Origin of the sequence: Microcoleus sp. BROC3, assembly GCF_036702515.1 — a bacterium.
Taxonomy (GTDB): Bacteria; Cyanobacteriota; Cyanobacteriia; order Cyanobacteriales; family Microcoleaceae; genus Microcoleus.
Genome location: NZ_JAUBTQ010000058.1, coordinates 1 through 16,857 on the forward strand (window position 1 = coordinate 1; position 16,857 = coordinate 16,857).

The following is a 16,857-nucleotide window of genomic DNA, read 5'->3' on the forward strand; positions in this document are numbered from 1 at the left end:
TCACTGAGCAATTGTGTCATTAAATCGCGGAATGCTTGCACAAATGCCGAAAAGGGAATGTTGCGATTGAACTGGTCAAATTTACCTTTAATGAAATAGCCGTGCTGTCGGACAATGGGTTTGTGAACTTCATTGACCACAACGGTTTTTCCTATGCCGGAAAAGCCTGCAACGAGCATCATTTCGCTGTTCCCTTGTGCTACTCGTTCAAAGGCTTGTAAAAGTTGCTGTATTTCTCGTTCTCGACCGTAGAGTTTTTCGGGAATCAGGAAGCGATCGCATACATCCCGCGTTCCTAACTCAAAAGTTTCAATTTTTCCAGTGTCTTGGCACTGCTGCAAACACAGTTCTAAGTCATGCTTCAATCCCCAGGCACTTTGATAGCGCTGTTCGGCATTCTTTGCCATCAGCTTCATCACCATATCCGAAACCACCTGCGGGATTTCTTGGCTGTTTATTGAAGGAGGTTGTTTGGCAATATGGCAGTGAACCAACTCCATCGGGTCGTCACATTCAAATGGCAGTTTTCCGGTCAGCAGTTCATACAAAGTAACTCCCAGAGAATAAAAGTCAGTGCGGTAGTCGATGCCTCGGTTCATTCGTCCGGTTTGTTCGGGAGAAATATAGGCGAGGGTTCCTTCTAAAACGTTGGGATTTTGAATTTCTTGAGTTTCTCTCGGAAGTAGAGAGGCGATGCTAAAGTCAATCAGTTTGACTTGTTTGGTTTTGGGATGAATCAGGACGTTAGCTGGCTTAATATCTTTGTGGATGACTCGGTTTTGGTAGAGTCCGTCAAGGATGTCTGTTATTTGAATGGCGATCGTCAATATTTCTACCAGAGTCAGCGTAGGTGCTTCACCGATCGCTCTTTGGCATCGTTCTTGGGCGTAGTCTCGGAGGGAAATACCGCCAAAATCCTCCATCACCAGGGCATAGCTGTTGCGGTAAAATTCTAAACTAAAGGGGGCAACGACTCCAGGCACACTCAGATTTTTGGCAATGGTGTACTGGTTGCGAAATTGCAGCAGTTCGTTGAAGCTGGGATAATCTCGATTTAATAGTTTAATGACAACCGGAAGCTGATCTGTTTCTCGGATGGCTCGATAAACTAGGGTTCTCGAACCACAATATAATTCCTCAACCAGATGATATCCCGAAACTTGGTTCGTCAAATCCACTGCTGCACTCATCTGGATTACTCCATCTCAGACATTGACTTCTGTAGCTAAGTATACACTTTTATTTGTCGAGTAGGAGTCGGATAGAACTGCGATCGCCCCAAGCAGGCAGACTCTACCGCTTCTATTCGTTTTAACTTTTGAATAGAAGCATCGCCATCCATCGAGTTCGTCTTATCCTTTTATCGGCAAAAATATCGCCAATTCAGTGCCTCGATCGAGGACAGAATTGACCTCAATCGTCCCACTATATTTTTCCATCACAGTCTGACTTATAAAGCCCAATTAGTCGGGATAGCTGTCGTCCTATAGCAATCCTAAATGATATCAAATCTGTTAGCATCGGAATTATTCCTATCTGTATTATCTTCATCTGCGTGAATCTGCGTCGATCCCTTGTCATCTGCGGCCCGACAAATTCTCTTCTTTTTACCGCAGATACAGGCAGAGCAACACTGATTAACGCAGATGAGTTATATTAATTCCGGTTGCACCGTCCGCGGTTGACTGTTGACTGAATTTAACGCCAGACGATGCTACCGGAATTGATATGATTTGTGAGAAATAACCCCAGCTAAAAAACTTGGGTGACTCAAATATTGGGAGATGAATGACTAACTTAAATAAACATTTAAAAACACCAAAAGACTTGCAGAGACGATCGTACTTTCGCACAAATACCTTGGCTTGTAACCAAATATCCTCCATTGGATTCTGCTTTGCCTCCTTAGGTGCAAACCGAATACAACTAATCTTCCATTTGCATTCATCAAATCCTTGATTAACTAATTTTCAATACGCTCTCATCTCCTTTAATCAATGGTAGCTGGATCGTCGTGCCAAATCAAAGGGATACGATTCTCAGGACATTGGCGATCGCAAGTAGTAGATAAAAGCAATGGTATTCTCAGATTTTCCGGCTTCATAGGGTTGAATCAGACATTGCTCAGTAGACAATTTAACTGCACCGTAATAAGTATGTAATATCCCCTGATTCACAATGAGAACAGAAATTCCTTCGTCTGTTCTCCCCCAGATAGAGCCACCAACTTCTACACATAATAAATGACATTCATCCTGAAAGAAGACAACTAAATGACTACAGACCATCTCGCCCCTCTGGGCTTCTAACCAATCGATAATTTCCTATTTTTGTTTACTAAGCTCCGGATCTGGTTTATGATTGTGTTTAAAGCGTCTTTTTCTACCTAATTTCAGCTTGTTCAAACAGCGTATAATAACTTTGCTTCTCCGTCAAATACGGCACCGTACTCATTTTCGATGTGACGTTGCTTTTCTGCCACATTCTCATAGTTTTTGGTTTTCAACCAAGCAGTCATTGCCTGACGTTGCTCAGCCTCTAAATAACCGACTGACCCTGCATCTGCCAGTCTAAGCGCGGATACTCTCATCTGTTAATAACGGTGTGTCCATTTGCTAATAAATCCAGAAATTATACCAGCGAATTTCTTGGCTCTCTCGGTGTTTATAAGCTTGCACAAACATCTTAACAACCACCGCTCGTTTCAACTCACGGGTATCGAGATGGGAGTGAATAAACTCATTCAACGGATTTAGCATACGCAGGGGCTGACGCCTGATTTCTCACCCCTCTAACTTGTCATATCTAGCTTGGGATTGCTATATATCCGATCGATTTGTCGGTTGGCTCCCAAATAATCACGAGATATTTGCTTGACACATAGCAGGTTCGATGCTCTATTTGAGTTTGAAATTTGTTCAAGTCCCGATAACCACTTTGTAGCAATTTCCAGAGAGCGAATACTCGTAGAGTTTCAAGATGAGTATTTTTTTATACCGCAGAGAAAACAGATCGCGCAGAGTTAAGAAAGAAACAAAAGTTCACAAATTATTCTTGTAGCATTTGGGGGTAAGAACAGCATTGCTACCTTCAGAAGTAATATGGGTAAGGTGTACCGCAGAGAACCCTAAATTCATCGATCTTGGAGACTCCATGAAATTCTACTGGAAAATTCCTCCCTTAAATGCGGAAACTATCGGCTTAATTTACGGTTTTTGGGGTGTAGTTGGATTCAGCTTGACACTACCAGCAACCAAAGTCGCTGTGATAGATTTAGACCCGATTTTTGTAGGTTTGGGACGCGGATTAGTAGCAGCTATACTAGCAGCAGTTACTCTGCGATTCACACATCAACCCATTCCCTCAAAAAAGCAATTGGGAAGTTTATTAGTTGTTGGATTGGGAGTGGTTGTGGGATTTCCGGTACTATCGGCTTGGGCAATGCAGCAAGTACCTGCTGCACACGGTGCTGTGGTGTTAGGGTTGTTGCCTTTAGCAACAGCAATAGCGGGAGTTGTGCGAGCGGGCGATCGCCCTGATTTCACTTTTTGGATGGCTAGCATTTTCGGTAGCACAACGGTTGTCTGTTTTGGAATTATTAGCGGTGCGGGACACCTTCAGCCCGCAGATTTAGCTTTGTTTGGAGCTGTAATTGCTGCGGCTGTTGCCTATGCTGAAGGTGGGCGATTAGCTAAGGTTTTAGGTGGATGGCAAGTTATCAGTTGGGCGTTGGTGATTATCGCTCCTTTCGAGATTTTGCCAACAATATTTGTTGTTTTAAAAGAAGGGTTGATAGCTGCACCTATCGCCTGGTTGGGTTTTGCCTATGTGAGTTTAATCAGTCAATTCATAGCATTTTTTGCCTGGTATCAGGGAATGGCCGTTGGCGGAGTTGCTCGGGTAGGGCAAATTCAGTTATTGCAACCCTTTTTGACTATCCTAGGCTCGGCAATTTTGCTTGGTGAAACTGTGGAGCCGATCGCCATTGGAACAGCCTGTTTAGTTGTGGCCAGCGTAGCAGCAGGTAAAAAAGCATCAATTAAACGGACAGAGGACTTGTGAGGCGATCGATATTTTAATTTTACTTTGAACCGCTTAAAATATCGCACAATTTAGTTGAACTTAGTAAAACTAACACTTATTTACCATGTTTTTGACAAAATTGATCGAAACCCGCAACTTCTGCCAAAGTATACAGTGGTCTGCCCTTCACCTCCTCGTAAATCCGCCCCACATACTGACCCAAAATCCCAATACTGACCAACTGCACCGCGCCCAAAAAGAAAATCGCCATCATCACAATTGTCAAACCAGTTAATGCCGAACCCGGAGAGAAAAGACGCCAATACAAAACCAAAAAAGCCATTAACACAGATACAAATGCAGCAAATAAACCTAGATAAATAGAAAGTCTGAGGGGAACCTTTGAAAAAGATACTAACCCATTCATCGCCAAAGCCAAAGATTTGCTGAACGTATACTTAACATCGCCAGCAAAACGGGCGTCTCGTTCAAACTTAACTGCCGTTTGTTTAAAACCAATCCAAGCCCGCAGTCCCCGAATGTAGCGGTTGCGTTCAGGCATAGCATTGAGCACGTCCACCACGCACCTATCCATCAAACAAAAATCCCCGGTATCTATGGGAATATCAACATCAGCAAGATGGCGCAAAATACGATAATACATATAAGCTGGCAACCGCTTAAACCAACTTTCTTGACGGCGTTGAGTGCGCTGAGCGTAAACAACTTGATAGCCCTGCCGCCACTGTTCAACCATATCTATAATTAGCTCTGGCGGGTCTTGCAAATCGCCGTCCATGATGACTACAACTTGACCGCGAGAAAAGTTTAAACCAGCAGTTACAGCTATTTGGTGACCGAAATTCCGGGCTAAGCTGAGGTAAGAAATTCGCGAGTCTTTTTCGTGCAATTCTCGCAAAAGTTCGAGAGAGCGATCGCGGCTGCCGTCGTTGATTAAAATTAATTCTACTGGGCCGTCCATTCGCTCCATCACTGCACTAATTCGCCGATAAAGTTCAGCTAGATTTTCTTCTTCGTTATAGATCGGAATTACCAAAGAATATTTAGGTGTATAGTTCATCGCATTTTATTTTAGGAAATCAGGTTTTGAAAGTTCAATTAAAATATACATTTTTGGACGCACGTTAACAAAAAAAACCGATTTCTTGTTGTCTACTTCGAGCGTATATGACCAATTTACCTGAACCATCCGGGTTTGTGCGTCCAGAACTGTATATCAAAAGCTGATTTTTATCAGACACTCTGGCGGTTTCAAAGGATATATTCAACGCTGGATTTCGCTATTAAACTAGAGAAAAACCTCCGACAAAATAGCAGTGTACCAACACTTATCTATTTTCTTAAACACCAAAAACAAAACGTCCACTACTGACGCAAGCAAAGCGAAAAAATATGTTATCATAGCTGTTAACTCGGACTCTAAAAATTACAATCATAACCCATCGATTCAAAATTGCATGACAACCTCAAATTATCTGTGGCAAGCAAATCAAGACTTAAGCGAAGCTTGTCTGCAACATCTTTTTGTCAGAGGGATTGCGGACGGCAGCCTCCCCCAAAATAGTTTTGCATATTACGTTGCACAAGACGCATTTTTTCTCGGAGCATTCGCTCGCGCTTACAGTATCGCTGCGGCAAAAGCACCCGACTGGGAGGGGTTTGAAATCCTCCACAATCTCGGCAGCGGCGTTGTAGAAGAACTTCGCTTGCATCAAGGATATGCAGCCAAATGGGGTGTAAACTTGCAAGAGGCAAAACCGGGAATCGCTACCCGCCGCTACACAGATTTTTTATTAGCGACAGCCTGGGGAAGCGGTGTAGGTTTGACAGCAGCCGCGATGACTCCTTGCTTGCGTTTGTATGCTTTTTTGGGACAGCAGCTAGCTAAACCTAATATACCGGAACACGCCTTTAGCGACTGGATTTCTACCTATAGCAGCCCTGATTTTGAGATTTTAGCAAAACGACTGGAAAGTTTGGTCGATCGCTACGCAGAAGCTGAGCCAGAAGTAGAAGCAACCTATCGCTACGCTATGCTGTGCGAAAGAGACTTTTTTCAGGCAGCTTGGGAAATAGAGTAAGTTAAGTTGATGGAAAAGATATCGATAAGTATCTTAAGCTACCTACGCCCAAGCCGCAAATTTAACAGCCATGTCTAGCAGTAATGTAGCAAATAATGTCATAACAGCATATCCCACCGAGGCTGACTGCTCAACACTAAACCGAGTCCGATAGAGAGCGACACAATGCCGTAAGCGTAGCGGTGAACCGATTGCAGAGCACCGGAGTCGATCGCTATGGCTAAAGAGCAAAAACCCAAACAGACGACTGTCCAAGCTGTCAGCAAAAAAGTAGGTATCAGCGCCAGTCCCTGCCGCCTAGTACCAGTCGTCAAAGCTCACCAAAAAGTCGCCCAAATATACTCGCCCCTCTCAAAATATCGCAATGCAGATGCTGTCAGGAACAAAAACAATTCTTCTGTATATATGACAGTAGAAAATAGCGACAACCGACACCATACAAGCACAGAAGTAATCCACTTAGCTGCATTGGGATTGTATAGCTGTTCTACCCAAAACTAGACCAGCAATAATGCACCGAGAAACGCCAAACTATTAATTACTACCCCTGCTAGTTCCACTTGGATTCCAACAGCAGTCAACCCGCGCATCAGAAAAGGAAACAGCGGATAAAAAGCCACAGAATGGTGCTGCCCGTCATCTGCATAGGAGTAGCCTAAAGTAGCGATTTCGACGTACCATTTACCGTCCCCGTGCGCAAACAGTTCCCACCCGCTTTTGGGAAGGAAGCCGCTTACAAAAGCCCGAGGCCGCCGAATCGCATACACGGGCGGGTTTTTGCAGACTAAAGGAGCAATTAGCTGCATCCCGATCGCAATTACCGATCGGCTTAGAAACCACATAACAGCGACAAAAATTAACCCGTCCCGGATTTTGGAGCGATCCCGGCGCGGACTTACTTATAGCAGTAAATCAGTATTTGTCATGGCTTAAACAGCGCAAGAATGTTGATTTAAAACTAAAGTACAGCCCTCCCAAATATATACGTAAGTACAGCCCTACTGCTAATTTTAGCGTCCGAGTTTATTGGGAATGCCTTCGCAGCCACCGGGAATAGTCTCTCTCGACTTCGAGCCACACCAAGCGCAACAGTAATAGCGTTGATCCTCCGACAGGCGCTTGACAGCGGTGAAATCAGCTCGTTCAATCACGGTGCCGGTATATTCGCCCGTTTGATAGTTGGGAACTTCGGTACGGCTGCGGGGAGATGCAGTTTCTGGCGAGCCGTAAAATAATATGGCGGCTCTCATGTCGGCGCGAGCGAGATTGGCGTCGTACAAGACAGCGCGCGAGAGATTGGCTTTCACCAAATCGCACTTGCTGAGATTGGCCCGGACGAGGTTAGCTTCGCTCAAATCCGTCCACCGCAAGTCAGTGTTGCCCATGTCAGCACCCGCTAACATCACATTTAAATCGATGACGCGGACGCCGTGATCTCGATCTTCAGCATAGCCGCCGTCGCCGTCAAGGATGGGGCGGCCTAAAAGCCGATCGCGCTTGAGAGGAGTAACCAATCTCGACTGCGACAAAAACCGGAGAATTTTAGCTTTACCTTCGGCATCTACACTGCTCATAATGGCAGCGGTGCGGCCTTCTGCGATCGCCCTTTCCTGCGGCCAGTCTTCCAAAAACCCTTGTTCGTCAAGGGCTAAGTCGGAAACCCCTTGAAAATAAGCATCGATCGTTTGCTGCTGCGTAATTCGATTTTGTTGAATCGTCAAATCTTTCGAGATCACGTACTGCCGCCAAGCCACGTAAACGCCCAAAATTGCGATCAAAATTTGGCCCAAAGCGCCGATCAACTCGCCGAGAGCCCCGATAGCGTCCCAGTTGATTTGGATGTTGCGGCTTCCCGGTTCAGTATTAGTACCGCTGAGCATCAGCAAGCCAACAATCCCAGCTAAAAGCCCGAAGCAGGCGACGATCAGCGTGCGCCAAGTCGGCGGAATTACCTGCGCCCAGATTTTGCCCCAACTCGGCCACATCAGCCGCAGCGATATCCCGATCGCACCGATAGCCCCTATTAAGCCCAGCCAAATGTTGTCATTGGCCAGTCCAAAAATCATCGCTGCAATTGCCCCCAGAGTCAGCACCGACCCCGACATCTCAGCAGTCGTTTGTGCAGGCTGCGGCGACAATAAAACCTTGCGGGTTGGAGGCGGCGGCGGCAGCGGTTTTTCCGGTTTAGCAGTAGCGACGATTGTCGCTGGTTCAGGTGGCAAACTAGGGTTCCCACCGTTAAGACTTTGTACAGTCACGTTCGACTCAGGAGGATTGGGTTGAGAAGAGTTTGGTTCTGGTGTCATGCGTTGAGGCAAATTCTAACTGTGGCTGGTCAATAAAACGATTTTAACCAACAAGCAGGATTCTAGATAGCATTACAATAGAAATATCCACTAATTGCACTCAAAAAGGTAACATAATATGACACTGGTGCTGCCCAATCTGCAAGGCAAACAAATGGGTCAAGTTCTTACAACAATCACCGTAACGAATCGCATCGATCAAGTCCTAGCTGAGCGTGGGTTCATTCCTGCGGCTGAAATTCGTTCATTAACTCTCGATAAAGTTTTAGTAGATACCGGAGCTACTCTGCTTGCCTTACCAGCTTCCATTATCAGCCAGTTAGGTTTGAGCCAACTTGGAGAAACCAATGTAGAAACTGCTGCGGGCGTGAGGAAAGGGCGGATTTTTCAAGATATTATGCTTGAAGTTGAAGGGCGACAAGCAGTGTTTGACTGCCTGGAAATGCCCGAAGGAGTTGATGCGGTTTTGCTGGGCGTGATTCCGATGGAAAGGCTAGGCTTAGAACCAGATTTAAAAAATCAACGGCTGCGAGTATTGCCGATGAATGAAGAACAAACATATCTGATGGTTTAATATTCGAGCGGACGAAACAGCCCAAAAATGTACCAAAAAATGCACTCAAAGAGGTAACATAATTATGACACTCGTACTCCCCAATCTTCAAAGCAAACAAATGGGTCAAGTTCTCACAACAATCGCCGTCACAAATTTTATCGATCTAGTTATGGCCGAACGGGGATTCATTTCTGCTGAGGAAGTTCGCTCTGTGACGATCGATAAGGTGATTGTCGATACCGGAGCAACTCTGCTTTCCTTGCCAGATCCCATTATTAGCCAACTAGGTTTAAAACAAGTAGGAGAAAGAGATGTAGAAACATCGGCTGGCATCAAAAAAGGTCGAATTTTTGCAGGCGCTCAAATTATTGTAGAGGGGAGAGAAGGCAGATTTGATTGTTTAGAATTGCCCGAAGGCGTTTCTGCTGTTTTGTTGGGCGTGATTCCAATGGAAGAACTAGGCTTAGAACCTGATTTGAAAAATCGACGGTTGCGAGTATTGCCGATGAACAATCAACAAACATATCTGATGGGTTAGTCGAGCGGCGTTTACCCTAGCATAAACCTCTCCCATGTGCCTATCATGTCCAGTCAATCGATTTTAGATTTTAGATTTTAGATTTTAGAATTGAAGCCTTGACCCCACGGATGAATCCGAGGGCTTGTATCCTGGATGCTTTCGGTCAATTACCGCCATCAAAAATGTTTATAGTGAAGACTAAAATTATCAAAAAAATTAGAACACTAAAGTCCTCAATAAAAACAATTTTATTTATTGGTTTGATGTAGCATAATATCATCAGCGATAAAAAAATCTACCCAAAAAACTTTATCTTGGGGTATATGTAAGTTTTTTACCATACATCTAGCGAGCCAAATAAGCCTTGAGCAAATACACGCCAACCGTCGCAAATATCAAAACAATTATCCCCAAAACCAACTCCACACTAAACCTTTGAACATTGCCCAAGGTGACAAGAATTTGCTGGCGCACCACAAAGGCCAACAGCCAGCAAATCTCCGCCTTCAGCCAAACCAAAAGCCCTCGCCCCAACAGATATTGCCGGCGAGCGTTCTCAGAAGTAATCGCTATCGGATAGTTAAAAGTATGCGGATAGCGCGATACCGCAGTTAAAACCGCAAAAATAATGGCAGCCACTGCCGGCATCATCCAAATTGTTACCTTGTCCGCCCAAGCATCAGGCAGCCCCCCCAAGCCGAAATGAATCGGAATTCGATCGGGCAAAACCGCCCAAAACTTGACGATCGGCAAAACAGCAAGCAAAAGCCCGATCGCAGCTAAAACCTCTACCACCACTACAACAGGCGAAAGCCCCAGAGAAATAACCGGCCGTTGGTTTGGTGCGTTTCCAGTCATGGCTACTTAAAATTAGATTAATATTGAAAATAATAGTATTGCTTCCAATTTCATCCCCCAACAGCTTTCGTTGGGGGTTTCCAAACATCCCGCGAGGTTCTATGACGGCTCAGGTCTTGATTGAAAAGAAAAAGTTAGAAAAACCGCCCCTAACAATACACACATTAGGCGATCGCGTCCTGCGGCAGCCAGCCAAGCGCGTCAAAAGCGTCGATGCAGAAATTCGGCAGCTAGTCCGAGAAATGCTGCAAACCATGTACAGTGCCGACGGTATCGGTTTGGCAGCCCCCCAAGTCGGAGTCCACAAACAAGTAATCGTCCTCGACTGCGACCCGGAAAACCCCGCCACACCCCCAATGGTTTTGATCAACCCCACCATCAAAAGTAGCAGCGGCGATATCTGCATCTTGCAAGAAGGGTGTTTGAGCATTCCGGGAGTTTATTTAGAAGTCAAACGCCCAGAAGTCATTGAAGTCTCCTACCGCGACGAATACGGCCGCCCACAAACCCTGATAGCAACAGACTTACTGTCGAGGGCAATTCAGCACGAAATGGATCACCTCAACGGAGTGCTGTTTGTAGACAGAGTTGAAAACAAGCTGGCACTGAATGAAGCATTAGTCAAGCATAAATTTTCGCCAAAGGCAGTAAAATCAGTATGATGGCAGGAACTCCGAAAAGTGGTTTACTATTAGCTCTTTCGTGCATCGCGGCGATCGCGGCAGTCGGCTCAATTTTTGAGCTGTCCTCGGGAGAAGCTCAACTCGGCAATTTAGTCACCGGCATCATCCTCGCCCTCAGCGTACCGCTAACTGGCATATTTTTCTATGCAGCCGTTCAGGATGCCAGAGCCAATCTATAAGCAAAGTCATTAGTGATGAGTTATTAGTCTGTAGTTATTAGTCTTTAGCTAACAACTAATAACTATTGAATAAAAATTGCCGATAAATAACATCAGCTAACAGCTCGCGAGCTCATGACTAATCACTGTGGAATAAAGACTGCCCAAAAATAACATCAGCTAACAGCTCGCGAGCTCATCACTAATGACTAATGACTGATGACTCATAACTCATGACTAATGAAATCGCATTTCTGCGACAAGTGCCAGCTAAAGGCGCTGCGGGAGCGCCAGCGTACAATTACCAACTTTCTGAAGATGGGGAAGTCGTTATCGGACGCGATCGCAATTGTCAAATAGCTTTAGAGTCGATCGGCCACGGCATGGTTTCCCGCCGCCACGCCGCAGTCCGTCCCCTGACTCAGGGTAATTTTCCGAAATGGGAAATTTGCGACCTCAACAGCGCTAACGGAACTTATATCAACGGGAAAAAGCTCCCGGGCTGCCAAATTTTAGAAACAGGCGATCGCATCAGTCTCGGCCTTGACGGCCCTGAATTCATCTTTGAATCTCCCGTAACCCCTCCCCAAAATAAACCCGAATTCCCCGCACTAACAACGGGCAATTTTGCAGTAAGTGAAAAGGAAACTCTCACTTTAACTCAATTATTCCCGATCGCTTCGACGGGAAAACAATTAAGCCAAAAAGCTTACTTATATCCAGGTATTGCCACAGTTGTTGTTGTCGTGTCGATGTTTGTGGCAGTTGGAAATTCCGCAGCTTTCAACTTGCTGCTGTCAGCTTACCTCGCCAGTGCGGCTTACTACTTTATCTATCAACTGTGCGGCAAACACAAGCCTTGGTGGGTATTGCTCGGTTCGGCTTTAGCTACAGTCCTGATTGTGATCAGTCCCTTATTGATTGGATTTATATTAGTATTTAGAGAAATTTTGCCCGGTCGCCTGCCAACCGAAGGCGAAGCAATCAGTTTTTTGCCTTTTTTGACCCGAATGTTTTTCGGGGCGGGTCTGATGGAAGAATTGCTGAAAGCCCTGCCCGTTTTGGGAGCGATGCTGCTGGGAAATTGGCTGCGAAATCCGTGGCGCGATCGAGTCGGAGTTTGGGAACCTTTAGACGGAATTCTGTTAGGAAGTGCCTCGGCAGTCGGGTTTACACTGTTAGAAACTCTGGGGCAGTACGTTCCCAATGTCATCCAAAATGTCACCCTGCAAGCAGGGCCGGACGCCGGACAATTAGTAGGATTGCAGTTGCTAATTCCCCGCATTTTGGGTTCAGCCGCCGGACACATGGCTTACAGCGGCTATTTGGGATATTTTATCGGTTTGAGCGCCCTCAAACCCCGGAAGCGCTGGCAAATTTTGGGCGTAGGTTATTTCAGCGCTTCGGCACTTCACGCTTTGTGGAATGCGTCGGGAGCCGCCAGCGTACTTTTGCTAGCATTGGTGGGAGTTTTGTCCTATGCGTTTTTGGTAGCCGCGATTTTGAAAGCCCGGGCCCTGTCTCCGAATCGGGAGCAAAATTTTGCAACTCGAATATTTTCTGAAGGTAGAAGGTAGGAGATCGAGTTTTGAATTTTAATATTGCTTGCTTCTTCTAGCAATTGTGAGGCGATGGGCATTAATCACGTAATTCTATTACAACAAATGGATTTTTTTGTCAATACGTAATTCCTAGAAATTTTACCGTCTGCCGTCTGTTTTCTGCCGTCTGCCGTCTGCCTTCTGCCGTCTTGATTCTTGCTTCTCTTAGAAATTCTTCACAAATAGTTTGACTGTGGTACTATCTGGATGGCTGTGAGTAGCTTAGGGAAGCCAACGGGCTTGATTCCTGTGGTGGAGGAGAATCCAGGAGTGCTAGATAGGATGTCATTGGGATACGCAAACGTTTTCGGCCAGCGAAGTCAACCCGAACCCCTCCGCATTGGGGTGATTGGGGTTGGCAATATGGGCCAGCACCACACACGAGTTCTGAGCTTGCTGAAAGATATCGAGCTCGTGGGTGTTGCAGATATAAATGTAGAGCGGGGAATAGATGTAGCAAGCAAATACCGGGTTCGCTTCTTTGAAGACTACCGGGATTTGCTCGCCCACGTAGATGCAGTTTGCGTCGCCGTTCCAACTCGCCTGCACCACCCTGTGGGGATGTCTTGTCTCCAAGCGGGTGTTCACGTTTTAATTGAAAAGCCGATCGCGGCTAGCATTGCCGAAGCCGAATCTTTGGTCAACGCGGCTGCTGAGGCCCACCGGATTTTACAAGTGGGTCACATCGAGCGCTTCAATCCAGCTTTTCAGGAACTCGGCAAAGTGCTGAAAACTGAAGAGTTACTGGCATTGGAAGCTCACCGGATGAGTCCCTATTCCCAGCGGGCTAACGACGTATCGGTAGTTTTGGATTTAATGATCCACGATATCGACTTGCTCCTGGAATTGGCAGATTCGCAAGTGGTGAAGCTGACCGCCAGCGGCAGCAGGGCATCAGATTCAGGTTATTTAGACTACGTGACAGCGACGCTGAACTTTGCTAACGGCATTGTGGCCACCCTGACGGCCAGCAAGGTGACGCACCGCAAACTCCGTTCGATCGCGGCTCACTGCAAAAATTCTCTGACAGAGGCAGATTTTCTCAACAACGAAATCTTGATTCACCGACAAACAACCGCCAATTACGTGACGGATTACGGTCAGGTGCTTTACCGTCAAGATGGGTTGATCGAGAAAGTTTACACCAGCAATATTGAACCGCTCCACGCAGAGTTGGAGCATTTTATTAATTGCGTGCGGGGTGGAAATCAGCCTTCTGTGGGAGGAGAACAAGCTCTCAAAGCTCTGCGGCTTGCGAGTTCGATCGAGCAAATGGCTCTCGACGGTCAAGCTTGGTATCCCAAAGAGCTAGAGTCTACTTTGCAAGTTAGCTAAATCGAGACAAATCGTGTCGTTTCCGGGTGCTTTTACAGTTTGGGTTTGTTGTTCGTTGAAGACGGTAACTGTTCCCATGCAACCGGATTCGATGTCAGTCGATTTGAGATTGTAGATTTTAGATTTTAGATTGACTCCACAGATCGATCTGGGGGCTTGATTTGTCGATTCGAGATTGTAGATTTTAGATTTGAGATTGACTCCATATTCCCATTGGGGGATTAAACTGTCGATTTTAGATTTGAGATTCCAGATTAGAGATTGACTCCACAGATGAATTTGGGGGCTTGAACTAAGGTTTAAATTTTTTTGCTCTCCACAACCTAATCCGGGGGCAAGTATCCGTTTTTGGGCGAAATCACGATTTGTGCCAAAAAAGAGCGACTATTTGACGACTGATGGTTTTGCTAACTAGCTGATTTCCTTGAGGGCTCAGGTGAATGCTGTCTCGATACAAACTTGGAATTTGCGCCGCACAATTGAAAATGGGAAGAAAATCTATGTAAGTAATTTTCTCTGTTTCCACGAGTTCGGCGAGACGCTCTCTAGCCTTGACTTCCCAGTCGCGAGGGCCCAGGTCGCCGAATTCGCCCAGCTTGGGCGTCACCGCAAGCAAAAACCGGACGTTGGCGGATATAGCTATTTTCTGGATTTGGCGAATAGCTTCTAAGTTGCACCCGACTACATCTGGGCTTTCGGCTCCGGGTGCTGCTAATTGGCGAGCCGGCACTGCAGGTAACAGGTAGCGGCTCAATAAATCTAGTGTGGCCGATCGGGGTTTGCGATCCGGGTAAGATCGATCGCGGCCCACAACCTCCCCACAGGGAGCGGATGCAAACAAATCGTCCGTATTGAGCAGCAACACCAAAGCCTTGGCCCCAAAAACACCGAACCGCTTGGCGTAAGCAAGTTGATTCCTCGGCCCCCAAGAATTGGCTGAGGCGTTGAGAACTTCAAAATCTGAATAGTTGACTTTTGAAGCTAATTGTGCATCGCTCGCCAGATTCTGTACTTGCAATCTCAACTGCCGAGTCATAATTTCCGAGATCGTATTGGTCTGATGTGTCCACCAACCGCCGTTGGCGACAGAATCTCCCAACAGCAAGACACGCAGAGTTTCTGGAGGGGGTATCGGGGCGATAGCTCCGGTACGCATCGAATACTCGTTAATCTCAATCCGGTTGCCCAAGCGGCGCACCCTCTGGTTTGGTGCCAACAAATAGCCGCACTCGGCATCGGCAATGTAAATCAAGGGATTGCCAAAACCCAGCAGCACCCGCAGCAGCACTTCGATTGCTGCCCACAATCCGGAGGTGACAGCCAAAATTATGAGAACAACTTTCACCACTTAACCTCGTTGACGTACTCCCCCGCAGACCAGCGCGGGGATTCTTAAAGGCTGCTTGAGGGTGGGCCGGGGCCACACCCTCAAGCTTTCTTCTTCTTGCTTCCGCGACTCTTAACTAGACCGTTGCCAGTCCCCGTCAGACCGTCTCCACAAGCATTTTCTTTAATGTCCAAGAAGCGTCCCTCCTCAGACAATCCGCGATTGCGGATAACTTGAGCTGCTGCTACGTCTCTATGCGTCGTGTAACCACACTCAGGGCATTGGTGGAGTCTTTCTTTAAGCTCCTTTTTACCTGTGTGCGTATCGCATTGAGGGCATACCTGCGAGGTGTAATCTTTATTAACCTTGCCAAAATATACGCCTCGTTTCCAGCAAACCCATTGCAGTATTGACACGAATTGGGCAAACCCAGCATCTAGCGTATGCTTGCAAAACATCCCTTTAGCCCAAACCCTGAAATCGATATCTTCGACGAATACCATTTGGGCCCGGTCACAAATATGATTAGCTTGCTTAAAATGCCAATCTTTGCGGGTGTCGGCAATATGCTGATGATGTCTAGCTATCTTTCTGTTTAGCTTGTGGCGGTTGTTAGACCCTTTTTTCTTGTTCTTTAACCGACGTTGCAGCAATTTCAGCTTGCGATGTTTGGTCTTCAAAAACTTGGGACGTTTAACTACTTCACCATCAGATGTTGCCAAGAATTGATCCAAACCAAGATCGATCCCTATTGGATTTCCCGATGCTACAGGGTCGGGGACGTTAACATCACACCTCAGTGACATCACGACAAAATACCCTGAAGCCTTGCGAACTATCCGAGCTTGCTTGATTACAAATCCGTCTGGTATCTCCCTAGACTTAATGAACTCCACTTGACCCAGTTGGGGAAGCTTAATCGAATTCCCTTGGATGCAATTTTTAAGCATTTGGGGGAATACAAACGACCTCATCCGATACGGGTTTTTAAACCTTGGGAAACCCATTCCTTTGCGCTGCATATCCACAAAAGCTGTCTCCAGTCGTCTTAAGATTTGTTGGAGTACTTGAGCGTTCACAGTTTTTAGCTCTGGGATTTGCTCTTTTGCTTCTGTCAATGATTTGCTTTGCTGGAAATAATTTGGGTAAGCTGCATCAAGCGGAATGATGTATTCCTTAGAAATCGAGCAAGCATTGACCGCACATTTACGAGAGTTGATCCAGTCCTTGCGTTCCCGCAAAGCGTAGTTCCAAACCTTGCGACAAACCGTTAGAACCCGCTCAATTTCTTGAGCTTGCTCTGGGGTTGGCTTCAATTTGTACTCGTAACTAAGGTTTAACATTGCTCGTTTTCCCTGGCTCTACAAAATAGAGTAGCATTTTGTAAA

At 46.2% G+C, this 16,857-nt stretch carries 18 protein-coding genes; 9 read left to right on the forward strand and 9 right to left on the reverse strand.

The features are described from left to right. The 3 genes from QUB30_RS27325 to QUB30_RS27335 all read right to left on the reverse strand — a co-directional run. On the reverse strand, positions 1 to 1,190 hold a 1,190-nt coding region (locus QUB30_RS27325; RefSeq protein ID WP_333340135.1), incomplete at its 3' end, for a protein kinase domain-containing protein. An 849-nt stretch (positions 1,191 to 2,039) separates the two neighbouring features. Next, positions 2,040 to 2,288 (reverse strand): hypothetical protein, encoded by a 249-nt coding sequence (locus QUB30_RS27330; RefSeq protein ID WP_333340138.1) that lies wholly within the window; start codon positions 2,286 to 2,288, stop codon positions 2,040 to 2,042. 113 nt (positions 2,289 to 2,401) lie between these two features. Then, positions 2,402 to 2,590, reverse strand: a complete 189-nt coding sequence (locus QUB30_RS27335) for a hypothetical protein (RefSeq protein WP_333340140.1) — start codon at positions 2,588 to 2,590, stop codon at positions 2,402 to 2,404. A 563-nt stretch (positions 2,591 to 3,153) separates the two neighbouring features. On the opposite strand from QUB30_RS27335, the gene QUB30_RS27340 reads away from it, so the two are divergent. Beyond that, entirely contained in the window at positions 3,154 to 4,062 is a 909-nt protein-coding gene (locus tag QUB30_RS27340; RefSeq protein ID WP_333340143.1) for a DMT family transporter, read from the forward strand. Between the two features lie 76 nt (positions 4,063 to 4,138). On the opposite strand, the gene QUB30_RS27345 is transcribed toward QUB30_RS27340, so the two are convergent. Beyond that, complete coding sequence (locus tag QUB30_RS27345; RefSeq protein ID WP_333340146.1) at positions 4,139 to 5,104, reverse strand: glycosyltransferase family 2 protein; 966 nt, start codon at positions 5,102 to 5,104, stop codon at positions 4,139 to 4,141. Positions 5,105 to 5,501: 397 nt separating this feature from the next. Here QUB30_RS27345 and QUB30_RS27350 point away from each other — a divergent pair, with 397 nt between their 5' ends. Beyond that, positions 5,502 to 6,125: a TenA family protein gene (locus QUB30_RS27350; protein WP_333340149.1), complete on the forward strand. Its 624-nt coding sequence runs from the start codon at positions 5,502 to 5,504 to the stop codon at positions 6,123 to 6,125. A 216-nt stretch (positions 6,126 to 6,341) separates the two neighbouring features. Next, on the forward strand, positions 6,342 to 6,626 hold the full coding sequence (locus QUB30_RS27355) for a hypothetical protein (protein WP_333340152.1): 285 nt from the start codon (positions 6,342 to 6,344) through the stop codon (positions 6,624 to 6,626). Here QUB30_RS27355 and QUB30_RS27360 read toward each other — a convergent pair. Together QUB30_RS27360 and QUB30_RS27365 are read right to left on the reverse strand one after the other, a co-directional pair. Further along, on the reverse strand, positions 6,623 to 6,967 hold the full coding sequence (locus QUB30_RS27360) for a hypothetical protein (protein WP_333340156.1): 345 nt from the start codon (positions 6,965 to 6,967) through the stop codon (positions 6,623 to 6,625). The genes QUB30_RS27355 and QUB30_RS27360 overlap by 4 nt on opposite strands. A gap of 168 nt (positions 6,968 to 7,135) precedes the next feature. After that, on the reverse strand, positions 7,136 to 8,431 hold the full coding sequence (locus QUB30_RS27365; RefSeq protein ID WP_333340159.1) for a pentapeptide repeat-containing protein: 1,296 nt from the start codon (positions 8,429 to 8,431) through the stop codon (positions 7,136 to 7,138). 118 nt (positions 8,432 to 8,549) lie between these two features. On the opposite strand from QUB30_RS27365, the gene QUB30_RS27370 reads away from it, so the two are divergent. Further along, positions 8,550 to 9,005 carry a retroviral-like aspartic protease family protein gene (locus tag QUB30_RS27370; RefSeq protein WP_333340162.1) on the forward strand — a complete coding sequence of 152 codons (456 nt, stop codon included), beginning with the start codon at positions 8,550 to 8,552 and terminating at the stop codon, positions 9,003 to 9,005. Between the two features lie 64 nt (positions 9,006 to 9,069). After that, positions 9,070 to 9,525, forward strand: a complete 456-nt coding sequence (locus QUB30_RS27375; RefSeq protein WP_333340165.1) for an aspartyl protease — start codon at positions 9,070 to 9,072, stop codon at positions 9,523 to 9,525. 327 nt (positions 9,526 to 9,852) lie between these two features. On the opposite strand, the gene QUB30_RS27380 is transcribed toward QUB30_RS27375, so the two are convergent. After that, positions 9,853 to 10,365 carry a DUF1648 domain-containing protein gene (locus QUB30_RS27380; protein ID WP_333340167.1) on the reverse strand — a complete coding sequence of 171 codons (513 nt, stop codon included), beginning with the start codon at positions 10,363 to 10,365 and terminating at the stop codon, positions 9,853 to 9,855. A gap of 101 nt (positions 10,366 to 10,466) precedes the next feature. Here QUB30_RS27380 and def point away from each other — a divergent pair, with 101 nt between their 5' ends. The 4 genes from def to QUB30_RS27400 all read left to right on the forward strand — a co-directional run bounded on the left by def (position 10,467) and on the right by QUB30_RS27400 (position 14,142). After that, positions 10,467 to 11,027 (forward strand): peptide deformylase, encoded by a 561-nt coding sequence (gene def / locus QUB30_RS27385; RefSeq protein ID WP_333340171.1) that lies wholly within the window; start codon positions 10,467 to 10,469, stop codon positions 11,025 to 11,027. Then, positions 11,027 to 11,227: a hypothetical protein gene (locus QUB30_RS27390; RefSeq protein WP_199297488.1), complete on the forward strand. Its 201-nt coding sequence runs from the start codon at positions 11,027 to 11,029 to the stop codon at positions 11,225 to 11,227. Before def ends, QUB30_RS27390 begins: the two co-directional genes overlap by 1 nt. A 212-nt stretch (positions 11,228 to 11,439) precedes the next feature. Continuing rightward, complete coding sequence (locus QUB30_RS27395; RefSeq protein ID WP_333340174.1) at positions 11,440 to 12,783, forward strand: PrsW family glutamic-type intramembrane protease; 1,344 nt, start codon at positions 11,440 to 11,442, stop codon at positions 12,781 to 12,783. Between the two features lie 306 nt (positions 12,784 to 13,089). Beyond that, complete coding sequence (locus QUB30_RS27400) at positions 13,090 to 14,142, forward strand: Gfo/Idh/MocA family oxidoreductase (RefSeq protein ID WP_333239904.1); 1,053 nt, start codon at positions 13,090 to 13,092, stop codon at positions 14,140 to 14,142. 358 nt (positions 14,143 to 14,500) lie between these two features. Here QUB30_RS27400 and QUB30_RS27405 read toward each other — a convergent pair whose 3' ends face one another. Both QUB30_RS27405 and QUB30_RS27410 read right to left on the reverse strand, forming a co-directional pair. Then, positions 14,501 to 15,487, reverse strand: a complete 987-nt coding sequence (locus tag QUB30_RS27405; protein WP_333340178.1) for a GDSL-type esterase/lipase family protein — start codon at positions 15,485 to 15,487, stop codon at positions 14,501 to 14,503. 83 nt (positions 15,488 to 15,570) lie between these two features. Then, a complete protein-coding gene (locus QUB30_RS27410; protein ID WP_333340181.1) occupies positions 15,571 to 16,812 on the reverse strand; it encodes a transposase in 1,242 nt (413 codons plus the stop codon). Positions 16,813 to 16,857 lie beyond the last annotated feature (45 nt).